The sequence below is a fragment of the Hyphomonas sediminis genome (genome assembly GCF_019679475.1).
GTDB lineage: Bacteria > Pseudomonadota > Alphaproteobacteria > Caulobacterales > Hyphomonadaceae > Hyphomonas > Hyphomonas sediminis.
Genome location: NZ_JAIEZP010000001.1, coordinates 1,258,626 through 1,275,807, shown reverse-complemented (window position 1 = coordinate 1,275,807; position 17,182 = coordinate 1,258,626). Strand labels below are relative to the sequence as shown.

At 62.5% G+C, this 17,182-nt stretch carries 16 protein-coding genes; 2 read left to right on the top strand and 14 right to left on the bottom strand.

The window, feature by feature from the left end:
- Positions 1–50: 50 nt before the first annotated feature.
- Together K1X12_RS06475 and K1X12_RS06470 are read left to right on the top strand one after the other, a co-directional pair.
- Positions 51–617 carry a TadE/TadG family type IV pilus assembly protein gene (locus tag K1X12_RS06475; RefSeq protein ID WP_220986800.1) on the top strand — a complete coding sequence of 189 codons (567 nt, stop codon included), beginning with the start codon at positions 51–53 and terminating at the stop codon, positions 615–617.
- The gene (locus K1X12_RS06470; RefSeq protein ID WP_220986799.1) at positions 614–1,231 is read left to right on the top strand and encodes a TadE/TadG family type IV pilus assembly protein; all 618 of its coding nucleotides are present in this window, start codon (positions 614–616) and stop codon (positions 1,229–1,231) included. Before K1X12_RS06475 ends, K1X12_RS06470 begins: the two co-directional genes overlap by 4 nt.
- On the opposite strand, the gene K1X12_RS06465 is transcribed toward K1X12_RS06470, so the two are convergent.
- The 14 genes from K1X12_RS06465 to K1X12_RS06400 all read right to left on the bottom strand — a co-directional run bounded on the left by K1X12_RS06465 (position 1,228) and on the right by K1X12_RS06400 (position 17,165).
- Positions 1,228–2,718 (bottom strand): MFS transporter, encoded by a 1,491-nt coding sequence (locus tag K1X12_RS06465; RefSeq protein ID WP_220986798.1) that lies wholly within the window; start codon positions 2,716–2,718, stop codon positions 1,228–1,230. The genes K1X12_RS06470 and K1X12_RS06465 overlap by 4 nt on opposite strands.
- A 93-nt stretch (positions 2,719–2,811) precedes the next feature.
- Entirely contained in the window at positions 2,812–4,236 is a 1,425-nt protein-coding gene (gene murC, locus K1X12_RS06460; RefSeq protein WP_220986797.1) for a UDP-N-acetylmuramate--L-alanine ligase, read from the bottom strand.
- A 49-nt stretch (positions 4,237–4,285) separates the two neighbouring features.
- Positions 4,286–5,386 carry an undecaprenyldiphospho-muramoylpentapeptide beta-N-acetylglucosaminyltransferase gene (gene murG, locus K1X12_RS06455; RefSeq protein ID WP_220986796.1) on the bottom strand — a complete coding sequence of 367 codons (1,101 nt, stop codon included), beginning with the start codon at positions 5,384–5,386 and terminating at the stop codon, positions 4,286–4,288.
- Complete coding sequence (locus K1X12_RS06450; RefSeq protein ID WP_220986795.1) at positions 5,379–6,530, bottom strand: FtsW/RodA/SpoVE family cell cycle protein; 1,152 nt, start codon at positions 6,528–6,530, stop codon at positions 5,379–5,381. The genes murG and K1X12_RS06450 overlap by 8 nt, the downstream gene beginning before the upstream one ends.
- Complete coding sequence (gene murD, locus K1X12_RS06445) at positions 6,527–7,942, bottom strand: UDP-N-acetylmuramoyl-L-alanine--D-glutamate ligase (RefSeq protein WP_220986794.1); 1,416 nt, start codon at positions 7,940–7,942, stop codon at positions 6,527–6,529. The genes K1X12_RS06450 and murD overlap by 4 nt, the downstream gene beginning before the upstream one ends.
- 10 nt (positions 7,943–7,952) lie before the next feature.
- Positions 7,953–9,146: a phospho-N-acetylmuramoyl-pentapeptide-transferase gene (mraY, locus tag K1X12_RS06440; protein ID WP_220986793.1), complete on the bottom strand. Its 1,194-nt coding sequence runs from the start codon at positions 9,144–9,146 to the stop codon at positions 7,953–7,955.
- Positions 9,146–10,582 carry a UDP-N-acetylmuramoyl-tripeptide--D-alanyl-D-alanine ligase gene (locus K1X12_RS06435; protein WP_220986792.1) on the bottom strand — a complete coding sequence of 479 codons (1,437 nt, stop codon included), beginning with the start codon at positions 10,580–10,582 and terminating at the stop codon, positions 9,146–9,148. Before K1X12_RS06435 ends, mraY begins: the two co-directional genes overlap by 1 nt.
- The gene (locus K1X12_RS06430; RefSeq protein WP_220986791.1) at positions 10,579–12,015 is read right to left on the bottom strand and encodes a UDP-N-acetylmuramoyl-L-alanyl-D-glutamate--2,6-diaminopimelate ligase; all 1,437 of its coding nucleotides are present in this window, start codon (positions 12,013–12,015) and stop codon (positions 10,579–10,581) included. The genes K1X12_RS06435 and K1X12_RS06430 overlap by 4 nt, the downstream gene beginning before the upstream one ends.
- Positions 12,012–13,643 (bottom strand): peptidoglycan D,D-transpeptidase FtsI family protein, encoded by a 1,632-nt coding sequence (locus K1X12_RS06425; protein ID WP_220986790.1) that lies wholly within the window; start codon positions 13,641–13,643, stop codon positions 12,012–12,014. The genes K1X12_RS06430 and K1X12_RS06425 overlap by 4 nt, the downstream gene beginning before the upstream one ends.
- Positions 13,640–14,002, bottom strand: coding sequence for a cell division protein FtsL (gene ftsL, locus K1X12_RS06420; protein ID WP_220986789.1), 363 nt, complete (start codon positions 14,000–14,002; stop codon positions 13,640–13,642). The genes K1X12_RS06425 and ftsL overlap by 4 nt, the downstream gene beginning before the upstream one ends.
- Positions 13,999–15,027, bottom strand: a complete 1,029-nt coding sequence (gene rsmH, locus K1X12_RS06415) for a 16S rRNA (cytosine(1402)-N(4))-methyltransferase RsmH (RefSeq protein ID WP_220986788.1) — start codon at positions 15,025–15,027, stop codon at positions 13,999–14,001. The genes ftsL and rsmH overlap by 4 nt, the downstream gene beginning before the upstream one ends.
- A complete protein-coding gene (locus tag K1X12_RS06410) occupies positions 15,027–15,524 on the bottom strand; it encodes a division/cell wall cluster transcriptional repressor MraZ (protein ID WP_220986787.1) in 498 nt (165 codons plus the stop codon). Before K1X12_RS06410 ends, rsmH begins: the two co-directional genes overlap by 1 nt.
- Positions 15,525–15,939: 415 nt before the next feature.
- Positions 15,940–16,482 carry an alkylhydroperoxidase, AhpD family gene (gene ahpD, locus K1X12_RS06405; RefSeq protein ID WP_220986786.1) on the bottom strand — a complete coding sequence of 181 codons (543 nt, stop codon included), beginning with the start codon at positions 16,480–16,482 and terminating at the stop codon, positions 15,940–15,942.
- Between the two features lie 125 nt (positions 16,483–16,607).
- The gene (locus tag K1X12_RS06400; RefSeq protein ID WP_220986785.1) at positions 16,608–17,165 is read right to left on the bottom strand and encodes a peroxiredoxin; all 558 of its coding nucleotides are present in this window, start codon (positions 17,163–17,165) and stop codon (positions 16,608–16,610) included.
- Positions 17,166–17,182: the final 17 nt, after the last annotated feature.

Genomic DNA, 17,182 nt, shown 5'->3' with positions numbered 1-17,182 from the left:
CCGGAACCTGATAGAGCTGTAAGCTGATCCCAGTGGGGGAATGGCTTTTAATGCTTACCAACCGTTTCAGCCTGGCTGCGCGCCTGCATGCTCGCCTCCGCACTTTTGCGGACGACAAGCGCGGTGTGGCGGCCGTTGAATTCGCCCTGATTGCGGCCCCCTTCTTCTTCCTCATCTTCGGCCTGCTTGAGGTCTGCATGATCTTCATCATGTCGGCGATCCTCGATCATGGTGTTGTCGAAGCGTCCCGCCCGCTGCGCACAGGCGCCGCCCAGCAAGTCTCCATGACGTCCGAACAGTTCAAGGAACTGGTCTGCTCGGAACTCATGGACATGATGGACTGCGAGACCCGCCTGCACATCGACGTGCAGACAGTCGACAGCTTCAGCAACACGCCAACCGCTTCGCCGCTGAACACTGCAGGCGAACTGCAGGATGAAGGCTTTGGCTTCAATCCCGGCGGCCCCAACGACGTGGTTGCCGTGCGCGTTTTCTATGAGTGGGACCTGCTGACGCCGGGCCTGACCATGCCGCTGGCCAATATGACCGGCAACAAGCATCTGCTGCAGACCAATGCCGTCTTCCGCAACGAGCCTTTCGGGAGCGAATCCGAATGATGTTCAATCGCTATTTCGAGGCGCGCCTGCGCCGCAAGAATGCGCCCCGAAAGCTGGGCCTGAAAAGTCTCCTCCGGAATGAGGATGGCGTCTCAGCGGTTGAGTTCGCGTTCATCGCACCGCTGTTGGTGCTGATCTTCTTCGGCTGTATCGAACTCAGCCTTCTGATGCGCGCAGACCGCCGCGTTACGGCGACAGCCGCCAGCCTGGGTGACCTGACATCGCGTCTCGCTTCGGTGAGCGATGATGACATGCACGAGCTTTACAATGCCGCCGCCGTGCTGATGCAACCTTATAGCGCCTCGGATACACGTATGCGGATCACCTCGATCGTGGACAGCGGCGACGGGCAGAAGAAAGTCGCCTGGTCAGATGGGTACAAGATGACCCCGCGGGTCGTCGACTCGGTTGTGGATGTGCCTTCGGGCATCGTTCCCTCCCCCGGCTCGGTCATTCTCACCGAGGTGGAGTATGACTACCGGGATGGCATCACCGTTGTGATCGACAGCTCGATGACATTGTCGGACACGTTCTATCTTCGCCCACGCCGGGTTTCGAAGATCGAACGCATCACCAGCGGCGCCAGTTCCGGAGCCTTCGGCCCGACGAGCTAACCCTCGGTCGCCTGCGCCGGCGGAACAGACCGGACAGTCAGAAGCATCGCAAAGCCCAGGAAGAACAGCAGCGCGATCGCCGACATGCCGATCCGCTGATCTCCGGACAAGCGTGTGAACTGCTCAATCAGCAGCGGGCCGAGCCAGACCGTCACCGTGCCGGCAATGGCGAACAGGCCGAAGAACTCTCCCCGCATATGCGGCGGCGCGACATGCACGAGCATCGAGCGGCTGGACGAAATGTTGGCCGTTGCGAACACGGCAATCAGAGCGCCCTGCGCCAGATAGATCAGATCCGACGTGCCGGAGAAGAACTGCGCGTTCCAGACTTTCACATTCGGAACCAGCCCGAAGAAAGCCGACTCCCGCGTGACCGAAAGGCCCAGGAAGAGGATCAGCACAATGGCCGCCAGCTCAATCAGAAGCGCATTCTTTGGACCGACCTTCTGGTCCAGCCAGCCACCGAAGAAGCCTCCAACCACCCCCCAGGCAGAGGCCCAGATGGCGTAGATGGTCAGCTCGATCAGCCCCCAACCAAGGAAGAGACTGACATAGACCGCGCCAATCGTGAGGAGCGCAAACATCCCATCGGCATAGATCGTCCGCGCGATCAGGAACTTGAAAGCTTCCTTGTGGTGGGTCGCTTTCCGGATGGTGCGGATCACACCCTGCGCGCCTTCTTTCACGGCCTTGACCGGTGAGGTGCCCTTCACGCCAGTATCTTTGGCATAAAGGAAAAAAGGCAGCATCGAGAAGAGGAGCCAGACGCCGCAAATCGGGCCGGCGATACGGAACTGTTCGTACTGGGATGTATCGATCCCGAATAACGGCTCAGCGAATGGCCAACCGAGCGCATCGGGCAGGGCAAACATCAGGACAAGGGCCACGAACATCAAGGTTGCCAGCCCATTGCCCAGCGCGAGCCCAAGCCCCGAAACGGCGGGTAGTGCCTCAAGGCGCGCCGCATCCGGCAACATCGAATTATGCGCCACTTCGCTGTAGCTGTAGGAAACATAAGCCGCGATCAGCAGGGCCATGATGGCGGCGGTCGAAAGTCCGGCCGGGCCGGGAATGGCCCACCAGAGCGACATACCCACCAAGGCGATCAGAGACAGGCATAGCAGGATCAAAGGCTTGCGGCGCAGGCCTCTGTCGAATGCAGCGCCGAGGAAGGGCGCCGTCAGCGCGGCAATATAGCCGGCTGTCTTCGAAAGGTTGGCAACGGTTGCCTGGCCTTCCGCCCCAGCCACCCGGTGTGCCTCTTCCGGGGAAAGGCCATTGAGCTTGCCGCTGGCCAGAATATCCGCGCCCACAATGTCGCGCGCGAAGTAAGGCGCAAAGACGTAGATGACGATCAGGATATAGTAGGGATTGCGCGCAGCCTCGAACCAGGCCCAGGCAAAGCCCGTCCGGCCAAACGCACCGCCCTCCCCCTTGTGAACATGAGCAGGGCTGCCGCTGCCGGCATCCATGATAGCTTGTGCCATTCAAGTTCCTCCCGGCGCGTGTGCCCGCGCAGCTGAAGGCGAGACTATCCGGGAAACGGCAAAGCGGAAGGCGGTTTTCGCTGTGACCCTGCGTCAGCCGTTCAGCTTCGCAGGCAGCTCCCCGGCATAGCGGGTAATGTCACCCGCGCCGAGGCAGACAACCATGGCGCCAGGTCCGGCCAGCTCTTTCACGGCCACCGGAAGATCCGAAAGCGATGTCAGCGTCTGCGCGCTGCGATGGCCGTGGCGCTGGATAGAGCGGACAAGCGTTTCGTGGCTGATGCCGGGGATCGGCACCTCCCCTGCCTCATAGACCGGCGCGACGAGCACATGATCGGCCTGATCAAAACAGCGGGAGAAATCTTCGAACAGATCCTGCAGGCGGGAATAGCGGTGCGGCTGGCACACGGCGATCAGCGTGCGGTCGCCCTGCATCGCGCGGGCAGCTTTCAGCACAGCGGCAATCTCCACCGGATGGTGGCCATAATCGTCGATCACCTTCACTGGATCTGCGCCAGCAACGGGCGTCCAGTCGCCGACCGCCGTGAAGCGGCGCTTCACGCCGCCGAACTTGGCAAGCGCACTTCGGATCTGCTGATCGGTTGCGCCAAGTTCCAGCGCCACCGTGATCGCCGCCAGGGAGTTCTGCACATTGTGCTCCCCGGCCATCGGCAGGGTCAGCCCATCGATACGGCGCGGGCTGTCGCCGGCGGCGCGGCGGATTTCAACATCGAAATGTGCGCCGCTGAGATCGGTACGCAGGTTCACCGCGCGGACATCGGCCTGAAGGTTGAAGCCGTAAGTGATGCGGCGGCGATCGGTTACGCGCGCAGCCAGTGCCTGCACCTCAGGATGGTCCGTACAGAGAACAGCGAAACCATAGAAGGGAAGGTTCTCGACAAAGGTGTCGAATGCTTCCAGCAATTTCTCCATGGTGCCGTAATGGTCCATGTGTTCAGGATCGATATTGGTGACGATCGCGCAGGTGGGATGCAGCTTGGCAAACGTGCCGTCGCTCTCATCGCTCTCGACCACCATCCAGTCGCTTTCCCCGGCCTTATAGTTCGATCCATAGGCATGGATTATGCCGCCATTGATGACCGTGGGGTCGATCCCCGCCCCATCCAGGAGGCAGGCCACAAGCGATGTGGTTGTGGTTTTGCCGTGGGTTCCAGCGATGCAGACCGTGTATTTCAGGCGCGTGATCTCGGCCAGCATGTTGGCCCGGCGCACGACCGGAATGCCAGCCGCGCGCGCAGCCTGCACTTCCGGATTGTCACGCTTGATTGCCGAGGAAATGATGACCGTTCCGGCGCCCGTCACATTCTCGGATTTGTGGCCTATGAACACTTTCACGCCGCGCTGGCGCAGGCGCTCGACATTGGCACTGTCGGCCACATCCGAGCCCTGCACCTGATAGCCCATGGTGAGCATCACGTCGGCAATGCCGGACATACCAATACCACCGATTCCAACGATATGGGCGGGACCAACGGAAAACGGGGTGGGCGAGGTCATGGAAACTCCGGTTCCTTTCGGAAAGCAGGTGGCAGGCGCGGGTTAGCCTTTACAGCTCCGCGATCCTCTCCGCCATATCCGCCAGTTTTTGGGCCGCATCCGGGCGAGCTGCAGACTTTGCCGCCGCCGCGCGCGCCGTCATATCCGCCGCGTCGCCCAGCCGGGCGCTAATCAGCTCTCCCAGCAGCCTGGGCGTGGTGTTTGCTTCAAGCATCATGTCGGCCGCGCCGATGGCTGTCAGCGCTTCGGCGTTGGCGGCCTGATGGTCATCCATCGCGATGGCGAGCGGAATGAGGATCGAGGGCCGGCCAACGGCCGCCAACTCGCTGACTGTTCCCGCCCCGGACCGGGCGATCACAAGATGGGCCGCAGCAAGGCGCTCCGGCATATCGCGGAAGAAGGCAGACAGCTCGCACTCCACGCCAGCATTGCGGTAGATGTTCGAGACAATCTCATACTGTTCTTCGCGGACCTGCTGAACCACCTTGAGGCGCACACGGAGCGGGGGCGAAACGTGATTGGCAATCGCCAGCGGCACAATCTCGCCAATAATGCGCGATCCCTGGCTGCCACCGGTGACGAAGATGTTCAGTGTCTCATCCGTGGACGGATAGGAAGTTTTCCCCGCCTCGATGATCGGGGCGCGCACGGGGTTTCCGATTGCCAAATGGGCCGAGCCGGGTGGCAGACGGTCGAGCCGTTCAAAGCCGCTGGCCACAAGCTTGGCGTGTTTGGCAAACTGCCGGTTCACCCGACCCAGAACGGCGTTCTGTTCGTGAATGATGATCGGCACGCCAAGACGGCGCGCCGCCGCCAGCGCGGGAAACGCGGGATAGCCGCCAAACCCCGCGACAAGAGCCGGACGGTGCAGCTTCATTGCGCGCCGCGCGCGGGCAATACCCGCATTGATCTTCAACGCGGCGCCCGGAACGGTCCAGGGCTTGCGGAAATTGGGGCTGGCGGCTTCGATCTCTTCTTTCCAATCCGCCGGGAAGTCACCCGCATACCGCAGACCGCGCGAGTCCGAGATCAGCGCAGTGGACCAGCCACGCGCGCGCATTTCATCGGCAAAGGCGCGCGCCGGGAACATGTGCCCGCCCGTACCACCGGCTGCGATAATGACGAGTTTTGAATCTGGCGTATCAGCCATACTGTCCCCGGCTCCTTGTGCCTTCCCCGCGGACGAGAGCAAGCGCGAAGCCGAGCGTCAATCCCATGCCTGCCATCGAAGAGCCTCCGTAGGAGATAAATGGCAGTGGCAGCCCCGTTGGCGGCACAATGGCGAGATTAACACCAATGTTGATAATCGCCTGCAAGGCGAACAGGGCGAACAGCCCGGACGCCGCCGTGCGGGCAAAACCGTCTTCGATACGCGATGCCGCGCGGAAGCCGCGAATGGCCATCAGCGCATAGATGCCCATCAGCACGAGGATCGCAACGAGACCATACTCCTCGGCCATGACGGCAAAGATGAAATCGGTGTGTGCTTCGGGGATTTGCGCCTTCACCAGCCCCTCGCCCGGCCCCTGTCCGAACAGGCCTCCGCGCGAGATCGCCTCCAGCGTCTTGTCGATCTGGTAGCGGTCGAGATCGCTGGTCGGGTTGAAGATCGTATCGACCCTGCGCTTGACGTTCGGCACAAGCTGATAGAGCGACACAGCCAGAACCGCTCCACCAGCAGCAAAAATGGCGATCCATCGTTTCGGCAGGCCACTGACGAAAAATGCTGTCACAAACGCAAACGAGAGAAGCGCCGCGCCGCCGACATCCGGCTGCAGCAGGAACAGGCCAAGCGTCACCGCAAAGAAGACAAAGGTGACGATGGCCCACGGGCCTTGCGGATACCGCTCACGCTGGGAAAGCAGCCAGCCGCACAGCACCAGCAAAGTTGGCTTGGCCACCTCGCTCGGTTGCATCGACGCGCCGCCGAAACGGAACCAGCTCTGCGCGCCGTTCACCTCGTGTCCGAAGCCGAGAATTGCGGTCATCAGCAAGATCGCGCCGAAGAACATCAACACCGCGATCCGCCGCGCCCAGGCGCGGCTGAGCATGCTGGTCGCCATCATCAGGAGCAGGCCGAAGCTGGCGAAGCTGACTTGCCGGTAGACGAAGTAATAGGTGTCGTAGCCGAGCTTGTTGGCCGCAGTGGGGCCAGCGGCCAGCGACATCATCATGCCGATGCCCGCCAGAAGAAAAGCACCGGCAACCAGCCCCCAATCGAGCGTGCGGCGCCATTCGGTGAACCAGGATGTATCCGAACGCGGCAGAAGCGGAGCGTTGGCGGTGTAGCTCACGCGGTCACCCTGAAGCTGACCGGGGTCATACCCTGAACCAGGCTGCGGAAAGCGTCCCCCCGCTGCTCATAGTCCTTGAACTGATCGAAGCTCGCACATGCCGGCGAAAGCAGGACAACCGCGCCGGGCTCACCCGCCGCTTTCGCGTCCCGATGCGCCGCTTCCAGCGCTCGCTCCAGCGTACCGCACACCTGATTGGGCACTTTGCCCTGCAGGGTGGCAGCGAATGCGTCTTCGGCCTGCCCGATCAGGTAAGCCTTGGTGATGTTGGGAAACAGCGGCGCGAGCGGCAGGATGCCTTCGGCCTTGGGGACACCGCCGGCAATCCAGTAAATGTTCTTGAACGAGCGCAGCGCCTGTTCGGCAGCCTGGGCGTTCGTTGCCTTGGAATCGTTGATGAAGCGAATACCGTCGATCTCGCCGACAGCTTCCATACGATGGGCAAGGCCGGGGAAGGATTTCAGGCCCGCCATAATGGTACCCGGATCGAGGCCGAGCGCCCGGCAGGTGGCAAAGGCAGCCGCCGCATTCTGGAAATTGTGACGGCCGAGCAGGGCCGGGCATTCATCCATCTTACCGACGAATTCCGCCTTGCCCGACTGGTTGTCATAGAGGCGGCCATCGACCGCGCTGATGCCTTTGCCGAGCGTGTAGGTCGACGAGATCTGCACCACATGCTGCGGCCCCTTGGCGGCAAGGCCGATGGCGATCGACTGGCTGTAGATGTCATCAAAGCCGATGACGGCGACATCCTTTTCCGTCTGGTTCTGGAAGATGCGCATCTTCGCGGCCTGATAGCCGTCCATGCCGCCATGGCGGTCCAGATGATCGGGCGACAGGTTCAGGAAGACAGCAACATCGCAGTGCAGGCTCTTCACAAGGTCGAGCTGATAGGACGACATTTCCAGAACATAGACCGCATTGGAATGAAGCGCAGCCAGGTCGAGCACGCCGGTGCCGATATTGCCGCCGACGCGAACATCCCGTCCGGCTTGTTTCAGGATATGCCCGATCAGCGCAGTGGTTGTCGACTTGCCATTGGTGCCGGTAATGCCAACGACTTTCGGACGCGCACGCTCGGGCAGCGCCTGCACGGCGCGGGCGAAGAGTTCCATGTCGCCGATCACCGGCACACCGGTCATCTCTGCCATGCGCACCAGGCGGTGGGGCTGCGGGTATTTGTAGGGAATGCCCGGCGAGAGAACGAGCGCGGCAAAGGTCTGCCAGTCGCGCTTGTTGATGTCGGAGAGGGCGATGCCGGCGGCTTCGGCCTTGGCGCGCGATTCTTCATTATCGTCCCACGCATGGACGCGCGCCCCGCCGGCCTTGAGGGCCTTGGCCGCGCTGAGTCCGGTCCGGCCGAGGCCGTAAACCGCAACATCTTTTCCAGCGTATTCGGTAATGGGGATCATCGCGCGGCGCTCACCTCAGCTTCAGCGTGGCAAGGCCCGCGAGGGCGAACAGCACGGACAGGATCCAGAAGCGCACGACAACGCGCGTCTCCGGCCAGTTCTTCTTCTGGAAATGGTGGTGCAGCGGCGCCATCAGGAAGATGCGCTTGCCCTCACCCGTGAGACGCTTGGTGATCTTGAACCAGCCGATCTGGGTCAGCACCGACAGCGCTTCGATGACGAACAGGCCGCCGATCACGACGAGCGCGAACTCATGCTTGGTGGCCACGGCGACAACGCCGAGCATACCGCCGAGGCCGAGCGATCCGGTGTCACCCATGAACACCTTTGCCGGATAGGCGTTGTACCAGAGGAAGCCCATGCCCGCGCCGATCACCCCGGCGAGCACGACGGCAAGCTCACCTGCCCCCGGCGCAAACTGGATGCCGAGATAGGAGGCAAACACGAAGTTGCCGGTCAGGTAGGCGATCATTGCATAGGCGGCTGCCGCGAAGGTCATCGGTACGATGGCGAGACCATCAAGACCATCGGTGAAGTTCACAGCGTTTGCCGCGCCGACGATGACGATCATCCCGAAAAGGATGAAGAAGCCGCCGAGCGGAAGGAAGTAGTTGTTGACGAAGGGCACAGCCACGCCGCCGGAAAAATCCGGATCGGCCGGCTTTACCGACGTTTCAGGCGCAAAACCGGCAATCCATTCGGCCAGCGGGTGCAGTGGGCCCCAGGCAGCATGACCATCCGGCGTGTGCGCGCCGTGCAGGCCCATGATGATGGCGCAGGCGAGCGCGGCAATGCCGAAGCCGGAGAGCAGGCGGGCACCGGCAGAAACGCCGTCGGTCGATTGCTTCGTGACTTTTGCGTAATCGTCCAGGAAGCCGAGGAAGGCGTAGGAGAAGGTGACGAACAGCGTGACCCAGACATAAGGGTTGCGCAGGTTGCCCCACAGCAGCACCGCGACCAGCAGGCCGAACCAGATGAGGAAACCGCCCATCGTGGGCGTGCCTTTTTTCGAGAGCTGCGCTTCGAGCGAGAGATCGCGAATCGGCTGCCCCTTGCCCTGGCGTGCGCGCAGGAAATTGATCAGTCCATCGCCGACCAGCACCGTCACCAGAAATGCCGTGACGACCGCCGCACCGGTGCGGAAGGTAATGTAATTCAGAAGGTTGAAGAGGCCGCTGTCCGCAGCCAGCAGTTCATACAGCATCAGCTTACCCTCGCAGCTCCTTCTGAGCCGCCATCCATCTTGCCCATTTCGGCCGGTTGGCTCCATTGGCGCAGCCGGTCCGCTATCCGACCCATCCCGGACGCATTCGACCCTTTGATCAAGAGCACATCACCAGCCCGCAATGCTTTTTGCAGCTGATTCCACAACTCATCAGAGGTCGGAGCAGATACCTGCTGCAAATGAGGCGGAAGTGCGTCAGCGAGGTGTTGCATTTCAGCACCAGCGAGGAACACACCGTCAACACCGGCTTCGATGATCGGTCCCGCCAGATTGCGGTGCTCCTCGGCAGAGGTGTCGCCGATTTCACGCATGTCACCGAGGGCAGCAAGGCGGCGCGTGCCAGCACGCTGCGCCAGCGATATCAGCGCTGCGCGCATGCTCGCCGGATTGGCGTTGTAAGCGTCATCGATCAGAGTGATCTCACCGATCTCTGGCAGGTTGAGCGTTTCGGAAGTTCCGCGCCCCGGCGGCGGCGCATAGCCCGAAAGCGCCTCGGCGCTTTCCTTTACCGAGAGGCCGGATTGGCTCGCCGCAAGCAGAGATGCTGCGACGTTCTGCGCCCAGTGCGCGCCCACAGCGTCGAGCGTGACGCTCGCGCGCATCCCGACGATTTCGACTTCGATCCGGCTCGTGCGGCCATCGGTTTCGTAGGCGACGATGCGCGCGGTCGCATCCGGCGAGGCGCCAAACGTCTCGACATTCCCGGTCGGGCAAAAATTCCGTGCACGCTCGGAAAGATAGTCGAGGAAAGCATCGTCCGCTGGCAGAATGATTGTGCCGCCCGCTTCCAGACCGGCAAAGATATTTGCCTTCTCTTCGGCGATACCTTCGACCGAGCCGAGGCCCTGAAGATGCGCCGACGCGATGCAGGTAATGATGCCGGTATGCGGGCGCACCATATGGCTGCGCGGCGCGATCTCACCAGGGGTATTCATGCCGATCTCGAAAACCGCACGTTCGGTTTCTTCCGGCATCCGCGCCAGCGTCAGCGGCACGCCCCAGTGGTTGTTGAAGCTCTTCACGTTCCAGTGCGCCGGACCGAAAGCGCGATAGATCCGCGCCAGCATTTCTTTGACCGAGGTCTTGCCTGCCGAACCGGTCACCGCCGTGCGGTGGGCGCCGCAGCGCACACGCGCCGCAATGCCAAGCTGGGTCAGCGCATCGAGCACATCACCAACCTCAACCAGAGCGCCACCCGAAATCGGGCGTGACACAAGCGCGCCAGCCGCCCCGGCCTTGAACGCGGCCTCAACGAAGTCATGCCCATCGCGCTGGTCCTTCAGCGCCACGAACAGGTCACCCTTCTGCAGCGAGCGTGTGTCGATCGAAATCGAACCGGTCACTTCAAACGGCGCGCTGGCCTTGCCGCCCGTCGCCAGTTCGATATCACCGGATGTCCAGAGCGGGCGTGTCATCGCGCAAGCCCTTTCAGGGCGGCAAGCGCCTCATCCTGATCGGAGAAGGGCAACACTTCGGAGCCGATGATCTGCCCCGTCTCATGCCCCTTGCCTGCGATCACCAGCGTGTCGCCCTTTTTCAATTCGCGGATCACCGTGTGGATCGCTTCCGCCCGATCACCGATCTCGCGGGCATCTTTTGCGCCGCCCAGAATGGACGCGCGGATTTTCGCCGGGTCTTCCGATCTCGGATTGTCGTCGGTCACGATCACATCATCAGCCTGGCGCGAGGCAATTTCGCCCATGATCGGGCGCTTCTTGGCATCGCGGTCGCCGCCGCAACCGAAGATCACCTTCAGGCGCCCTGCCGTATGCGGGCGCACCGCGCGCAGCAGCACGTCCAGCCCGTCCGGCGTGTGAGCATAGTCCACAAACACGGCGCCGCCCGTCTCCGTCTTGCCGACGAATTCGAGGCGCCCTTTCACAGGCTTCAGATTGGCAAGCCCCTCTGCAACTGCCGGAAATTCCATGCCGAGCGACAGGCAGAGCGCAGCCGCAGCCAGCGCGTTCAGCGCCTGGAACTCACCGATCAGCGGCAGCTCGATCGGCTTCTGCTCCACATCCTTCCAGTAAAGGAACAGCGTCTGCCCGGTGGCTTTGGGCATCAACTCGTCGATCCACAGATCTTCGCCGCGCCAGCCAAACGAAATCACGGGAAGCCCGGCTGCGCGCGCCGTCTCCTCAACCACTTCGCGATGCGCGCTGTCAGCATTGACGATCGCCGGAACACCCTTTGGCGAAAGGTCGCGGAAGAGGCGCAGCTTGGCGTCCAGATAGTCTTCCATCGTCGCGTGATAATCGAGATGGTCCTGCGTCAGGTTCAGGAAGGCAACGGCGGCAAGATCAACGCCGTCGAGGCGGTGCTGCTCAAGGCCGTGGCTGGACGCTTCCATCGCGCAATGCGTCACGCCCTGGCTGGCCAGCGCCTTCATCGTCTCGCTCACGGTCACCGGGTCCGGCGTCGTGTGGCCAATGTCCACCTTGCCTTCCGGCCCGATGGCGCCGAGCGTTCCCATGGAGGCGGCCTTGATGCCTGCCCGGCTCCAGATCTGTCGGCAGAAATCGACCGTCGAGGATTTGCCATTGGTGCCGGTCACCGCGACCACGAACTCCGGCTGCACGCCGTAGAAACTCTTGGCCGCCAGCGCCAGCGCGCGGCGCGGCTCATCGGCAATCACATGCGGCACAGAAACCTCGGCAACGTCGCTGCCCGAAAGCACCGCGGCGGCGCCGCGCTGGATCGCCTGGGGCACAAACCGGCCGCCATCATGCACGCTGCCTTTCAGCGCGGCAAACAGCCAGCCAGGCTGCACCTTCCGGCTGTCGGCAGTCATGCCGAGGATCTCGGTTTCGCCATTCTCGGCAAGCGGGAAGAGGTCCTTGAGTTTCAAAGTTCACTCCTGTTCTGGGAGAGGTCGCGGGCAGGTGTTGAGGTGGGCCGCAAATCCTCAAATCTCGGATCGACCCCGAGCAACGGCGCAACCCGCTCGACAATGCGGCCAGCGATGGGCGCCGCATTCACCGCAGCCGTCGTGCTTCCGTCCTCGATGGCACGCGGCTCATCCAAAGTCACAATCAGGGCATATTGGGGGCTGTCTGCAGGAAACACGGCAGCAAAGCTCGAAACGTTACGGTCCTTGGCATAACCGCCAGCGATGGCCTTTTCCGCTGTGCCGGTTTTACCCGCCACGCGGTAGCCCGCCACATCCGCGCGCCGCCCGGTCCCGCTGACCACCGATGCCCGCATCATCTCAGTCACCAGATGCGCCGTTTCCGCCGAGAAGAGGCGCACAGGCTCGGGCGCTTCTGCGACCTCGTCCTCGATGATTTGCGGAGCGGGCATCTGCCCTTCATTGCCGAGCGAGGCGAACGCCAGCAGGAACGTCAACGGCGAAACCGACATTCCATGGCCATAGGAAACCGTTGCCGAGGTCACCTCATCCATCCGCGCCGGCACAAGCGGCGCCGCCGAACCGGGCAGACCAACAGGCGCTCGGCTGGTAAGGCCCGCATGCTTCAGGAATTGCAGCTGACGCTCCGTACCCAGCGCATAGTTCACCTGCACGGTTCCGATGTTGGAACTTTCCGACAGGATCTTCCAGACATTTGCCTCTTGGGCGAACCAGTGCGTGTCACGAATCCGCCGCCCCTGGATCAGGAGCGGTTGGCCGATCTGAAAACGGTCTTCAGCAGTTATCGCCCCGGCGTCGAGGGCAGCGGCAACGGTCAGCGGCTTGAACACCGAGCCAAGTTCGTACACGGCGCCGATGGCGCGGTTCATACGCGAAGGGTCGTCCGGCGGCGTATCACTCGCACGATTGGGATCGAAAGGCGGCCAACTCGCCATGCCGCGGATTGCGCCAGTGCGCGTATCCATCAGAATGGCAGCCCCGCCCTTCATGTCATAGTCCATGGCGGCGGTCGCAAGCTCTGCCTCAAGCGCCGCCTGCGCGCCGATATCCAGCGTCAGGTGAACCGGCCCCTCGCCGCTGCGCAGCGCTTCGTCCTGCGCCAGCTCGATCCCGGCAATGCCCTTGCCGTCGACATTGGTATAGCCGAGCACCTGACCAGCCAGAACACCGCGCGGATAAGCCCGGCGGGACTCTTCGCGGAAGTCGATGCCCTCAAGCCCCAGTGCCCTCACATGCTCACGCTGCCGAGGCGTCAGGCCGCGCCGAACCCATACGAACTTGCGAGACTGGTCAGAAAGACGCACCGCAAGGTCGGCTTCATTGATTTCAGGCAAGACGCCGGCGAGCTGGCGTGCGGCATCGGCGCCGTCCCAGATCAGGCTGGGATTGGCCCACAGCGACCAGGAACTTACGGACGTGGCGAGCAGTTCGCCATTTCGGTCCACAATGTCAGCACGCGAATTAAGATCGGCCACCATTGGCCGTGCGGATGGCCGCGCTGGCGCATCCGACAGCGCCAGAAACCCGCCCCGGCCCGCCATCAGCACAAAGAGCAGGCCGACAGCCAACCCCACAAGCCTTGTACGATGCCGGGAGGCTTCACTCACTGAGGCGCCTCCGCAGCAGTTTCTGCGGCGCCGGCCTTGTCCTCAACGACCGTCAAAGATTGAAGGGTTGTTACCGGCGCACCAACCACCTCATCAAGATCGCCCTCATTGACCATCTGCCCTGGCTTGGGTGGGGCCATGCCCAGCTGCTTGCGGGCATATTCCTCAATCCAGTCGCGCCGGCTCATATGCGCAAGCTCAGTCTCCAGCAGGGATTTCTCCTGTTGGGCCTGCTCGATCTGCGCCTCAACAGCCATCAATTCTGCGGCTGTGTCCTTGGCGCCGTATTTCGCGCGGTACAGGCTGAAAACCAGCAGTGCGGCGACCACCAGACCGAAGAAGAATACTTTACGGCTCATCGGGACCTCTCCAGTTCCGTGAGTGGCGGCAAATTCATGCCGTCGCTCGCCTCATCCTGGGCAGCGTCCGCGTTCGTGCGGATGGCCGCCCGCAACTTTGCAGAGCGTGCGCGTGGATTGGTTTCCACTTCCTTGTCAGATGGCTGCACCGCCTTGTTTTCCTGCAGTTCAAAGGCCGGTTTCGGTCCTTTGGACATCAGTGGCATGTGGCGGGAGCCGGCCGGAATAGCGCCGGCGCGCTGGCGCAACCATTGCTTGACCAGCCGGTCTTCCAATGAATGGAAGGTGACAACCACCAGCCGCCCGCCCGGCTTCAAGATGCGCTCTGCCGCCCGCAGGCCGCGCGCCAGCTCGCCCAACTCGTCGTTCACATACATGCGGATCGCCTGGAAAGTCAGCGTTGCGGGATGCACGCGCGCGCCCCGCCGGCCACCGACCGCCTCTTCGACCACCGCCGCAAGATCTGCTGTCGTTTCAAACGGCGCTTCAGCGCGGCGGGCCACGAGCGTGCGGGCAATGCGGCGCGAATTCTTCTCTTCACCGAGACGGAAGATCACGTCCGCCAGGCCCTTCTCGCTCATCCGGTTGACGACATCTGCAGCCGAAGGCCCGCTGCCGCCCATCCGCATGTCGAGCGGGCCATCCTTCTGGAAGGAGAAGCCGCGATCGGCCTGATCGATCTGGAAGCTGGAAACGCCGATATCGAGCACAACGCCGTCGACGCTCTCATATCCGGCCTGCTCGGCCAGCGTGTCGAGATCGCCGAAACAGCCGAGCAGCGGCACGAGGCGGGGATTGGCCTCCGCCATCTTCTCTGCGCGCATGATGGCGTCCAGATCGCGGTCGATGCCGAGAACCCGGCATTCCGCCGCTTTCAGGATGGCGCTGGTATAGCCACCGCCACCGAATGTGCCGTCGATAATGGTTTCACCGCTCGCCGGCTTCAGCGCGGTGAGCACTTCCTCCAGCATGACCGGGAGGTGTCCGGGTTCCGCCGGACTTCGGGAGCCTGCACGCGTCGACATCAGCCAACCTCCCCACTCCGGCCCGAAGCGGCCCGGCGCTGGCGCACCTTGTTGTAGGCGGAGGCGAACACGTCGAGCGTTTCGGGCGCGTTGACGATCGAGCGCATGCGGGTCTGATGCAGGTTGTAACGCTCCGGGTTCCAGATCCGGAAGCTGTCGAGCTGGCCGGAAAACTTGATCTTGCCGTTGAGGTCTGCCGCTTCGCACAGCTCGTCGGGCAGCTTCACACGGCCCGTCTCGTCTATCTTCAGGTCAGCCGAGGCTGCGATGATGCAGGTGACGATGGCTTCGCGGATAGGGGACTGGAGGGGTAGCTCTGCCAGCGTCTCGCGATAGAGCTCCATCAGCTCTTCACCGCCGCCTTCCAGCGCGCCCGAACCATCGGGCGCCTGCCACACGAACACGCGGCTGGACCCACCCAAAGCGGCGCGGAAAGGCGCAGGGATCGAAACCCTGCCCTTTGCATCAATAGCGCCCTCATAGGTGGAAACAAACACCCGCCTAGCCCGATCTTCTTTGCCTAAACCCCGCCATGGGTAAACCATGTGTAAATTTGGAGTATCATGGGCCGTCATGGGCCTCAATGGGCAGGTCTAACGAATCAGAATTTCCACATTGGACTAATTCGGGAACAAAAAGAGACCGCGCGCAGAACCTCACAAGGAAGCTCCATGGGCAGCCATGGGATTTGGCTGAAAACCTTAACGGAAACCGGGCCTTAAACGAGCGTGTTGCGATGCCGCATCGCTTGCGCGCCAGAGATGCAGAAGCGCTGAAATTTCGCGCTTTCTTACCAAGAATAAATCCGCCGGCCGCTGAAAAACTGCCCCCTCCCCCAAAAGGAATGCCCCCAGGCCCATTCCGGCCCAGGGGCACCCATGAGGATTCGGCCATCAGGGCCTGATTTGGCGCTCAGGCCGGCTCAGCCGCCAGCGCCGCTTCAGCCGCCAGAACACGAGACGCAGCGTTCACCACGGCGCCAATGCGGATGGCCGCCTGGATCTGCTCGCTGGTCATACCGTGCTTGCGCAGCTCGGCTTCATGCGCGTCGAGGCACATGCCGCAGCCATTGATGGCGGACACCGCCAGCGACCACAGCTCGAAATCGACCTTCTCGACGCCCGGATTGCCGATGACGTTCATCCGCAGGCGGGCCGGCATGGTCGTGTAGGTGTTGTTCGTGACGAGGTGGGTGGCGCGGTAATAGACATTGTTCATGCCCATGATGGCGCTGGCTGCCTTGGCCGCGTTCAGCGCTTCAGGCGACATCTTGGCGCGTGCCTCAGCTTCGACAGCACGCAGCGTCCGCGGCTCCCCCACGGCATGGGCCGACGCCAGGTAGCAGCCATATTTCTGCTGGTCGGTCAGGATGGTTTCGTTCGCCAGAGAGCCGACGTTCAGGCGGATATCCTTGGCATAGTCGGGAATCAGGGTTTTCAGGGTCTCAAGCGACATCGCACACTCCTGTCAGAATTCGGATTCAAGGGGATAACCGGCTGGCTCCGGGCCCCGCACCGGCATTGGGTGGGGGACGCAGAGCGGGCGCTGGGCGCCCGAAGCCAGCCGGCATTCCGTCTCGCTTAAGCGAGTTCGAGCGTCTTGCCGCCAACCGGGCGGTTGCACGGGCACAGCTCGTCGGTCTGCAGAGCGTCGAGCACGCGCAGCGTGTCCTGCGGGTTACGGCCAACGTTCAGGTTGGTGACGTAAACGTGCTGGATGACGTTGTGCGGGTCGACAACGAAGGTGGCGCGGTAAGCAACGCCGGCGCCTTCTTCACGCACGCCGAGGCCATCGACGAGCGAACCGTTGGTGTCAGCGAATTGCCAGATCGGCAGTTCTTTCAGGTCGCCGTGCTCACGGCGCCAGGCGAGCTTCACGAACTCGTTGTCGGTCGAGCCGCCGAGGACAACCGCGTCACGGTCAGCAAATTCCGGAGCAAGACGCGCGAACTCGGCGATCTCGGTCGGGCACACAAAGGTGAAGTCCTTCGGGTAGAAGAAGATGACTTTCCAGAGACCGGGGAAGCTGTCCTGCGTCAGCGTCTCGAAAGCGCTTTCGCCGTTCTGCTCGTGTTGCATGAATTTCGGCTTCACGCCGGTGATGGTGAAGTCGGGCAGTTTCTGGCCGATGCCAAGCATGGGAGGTCTCCTCAAAC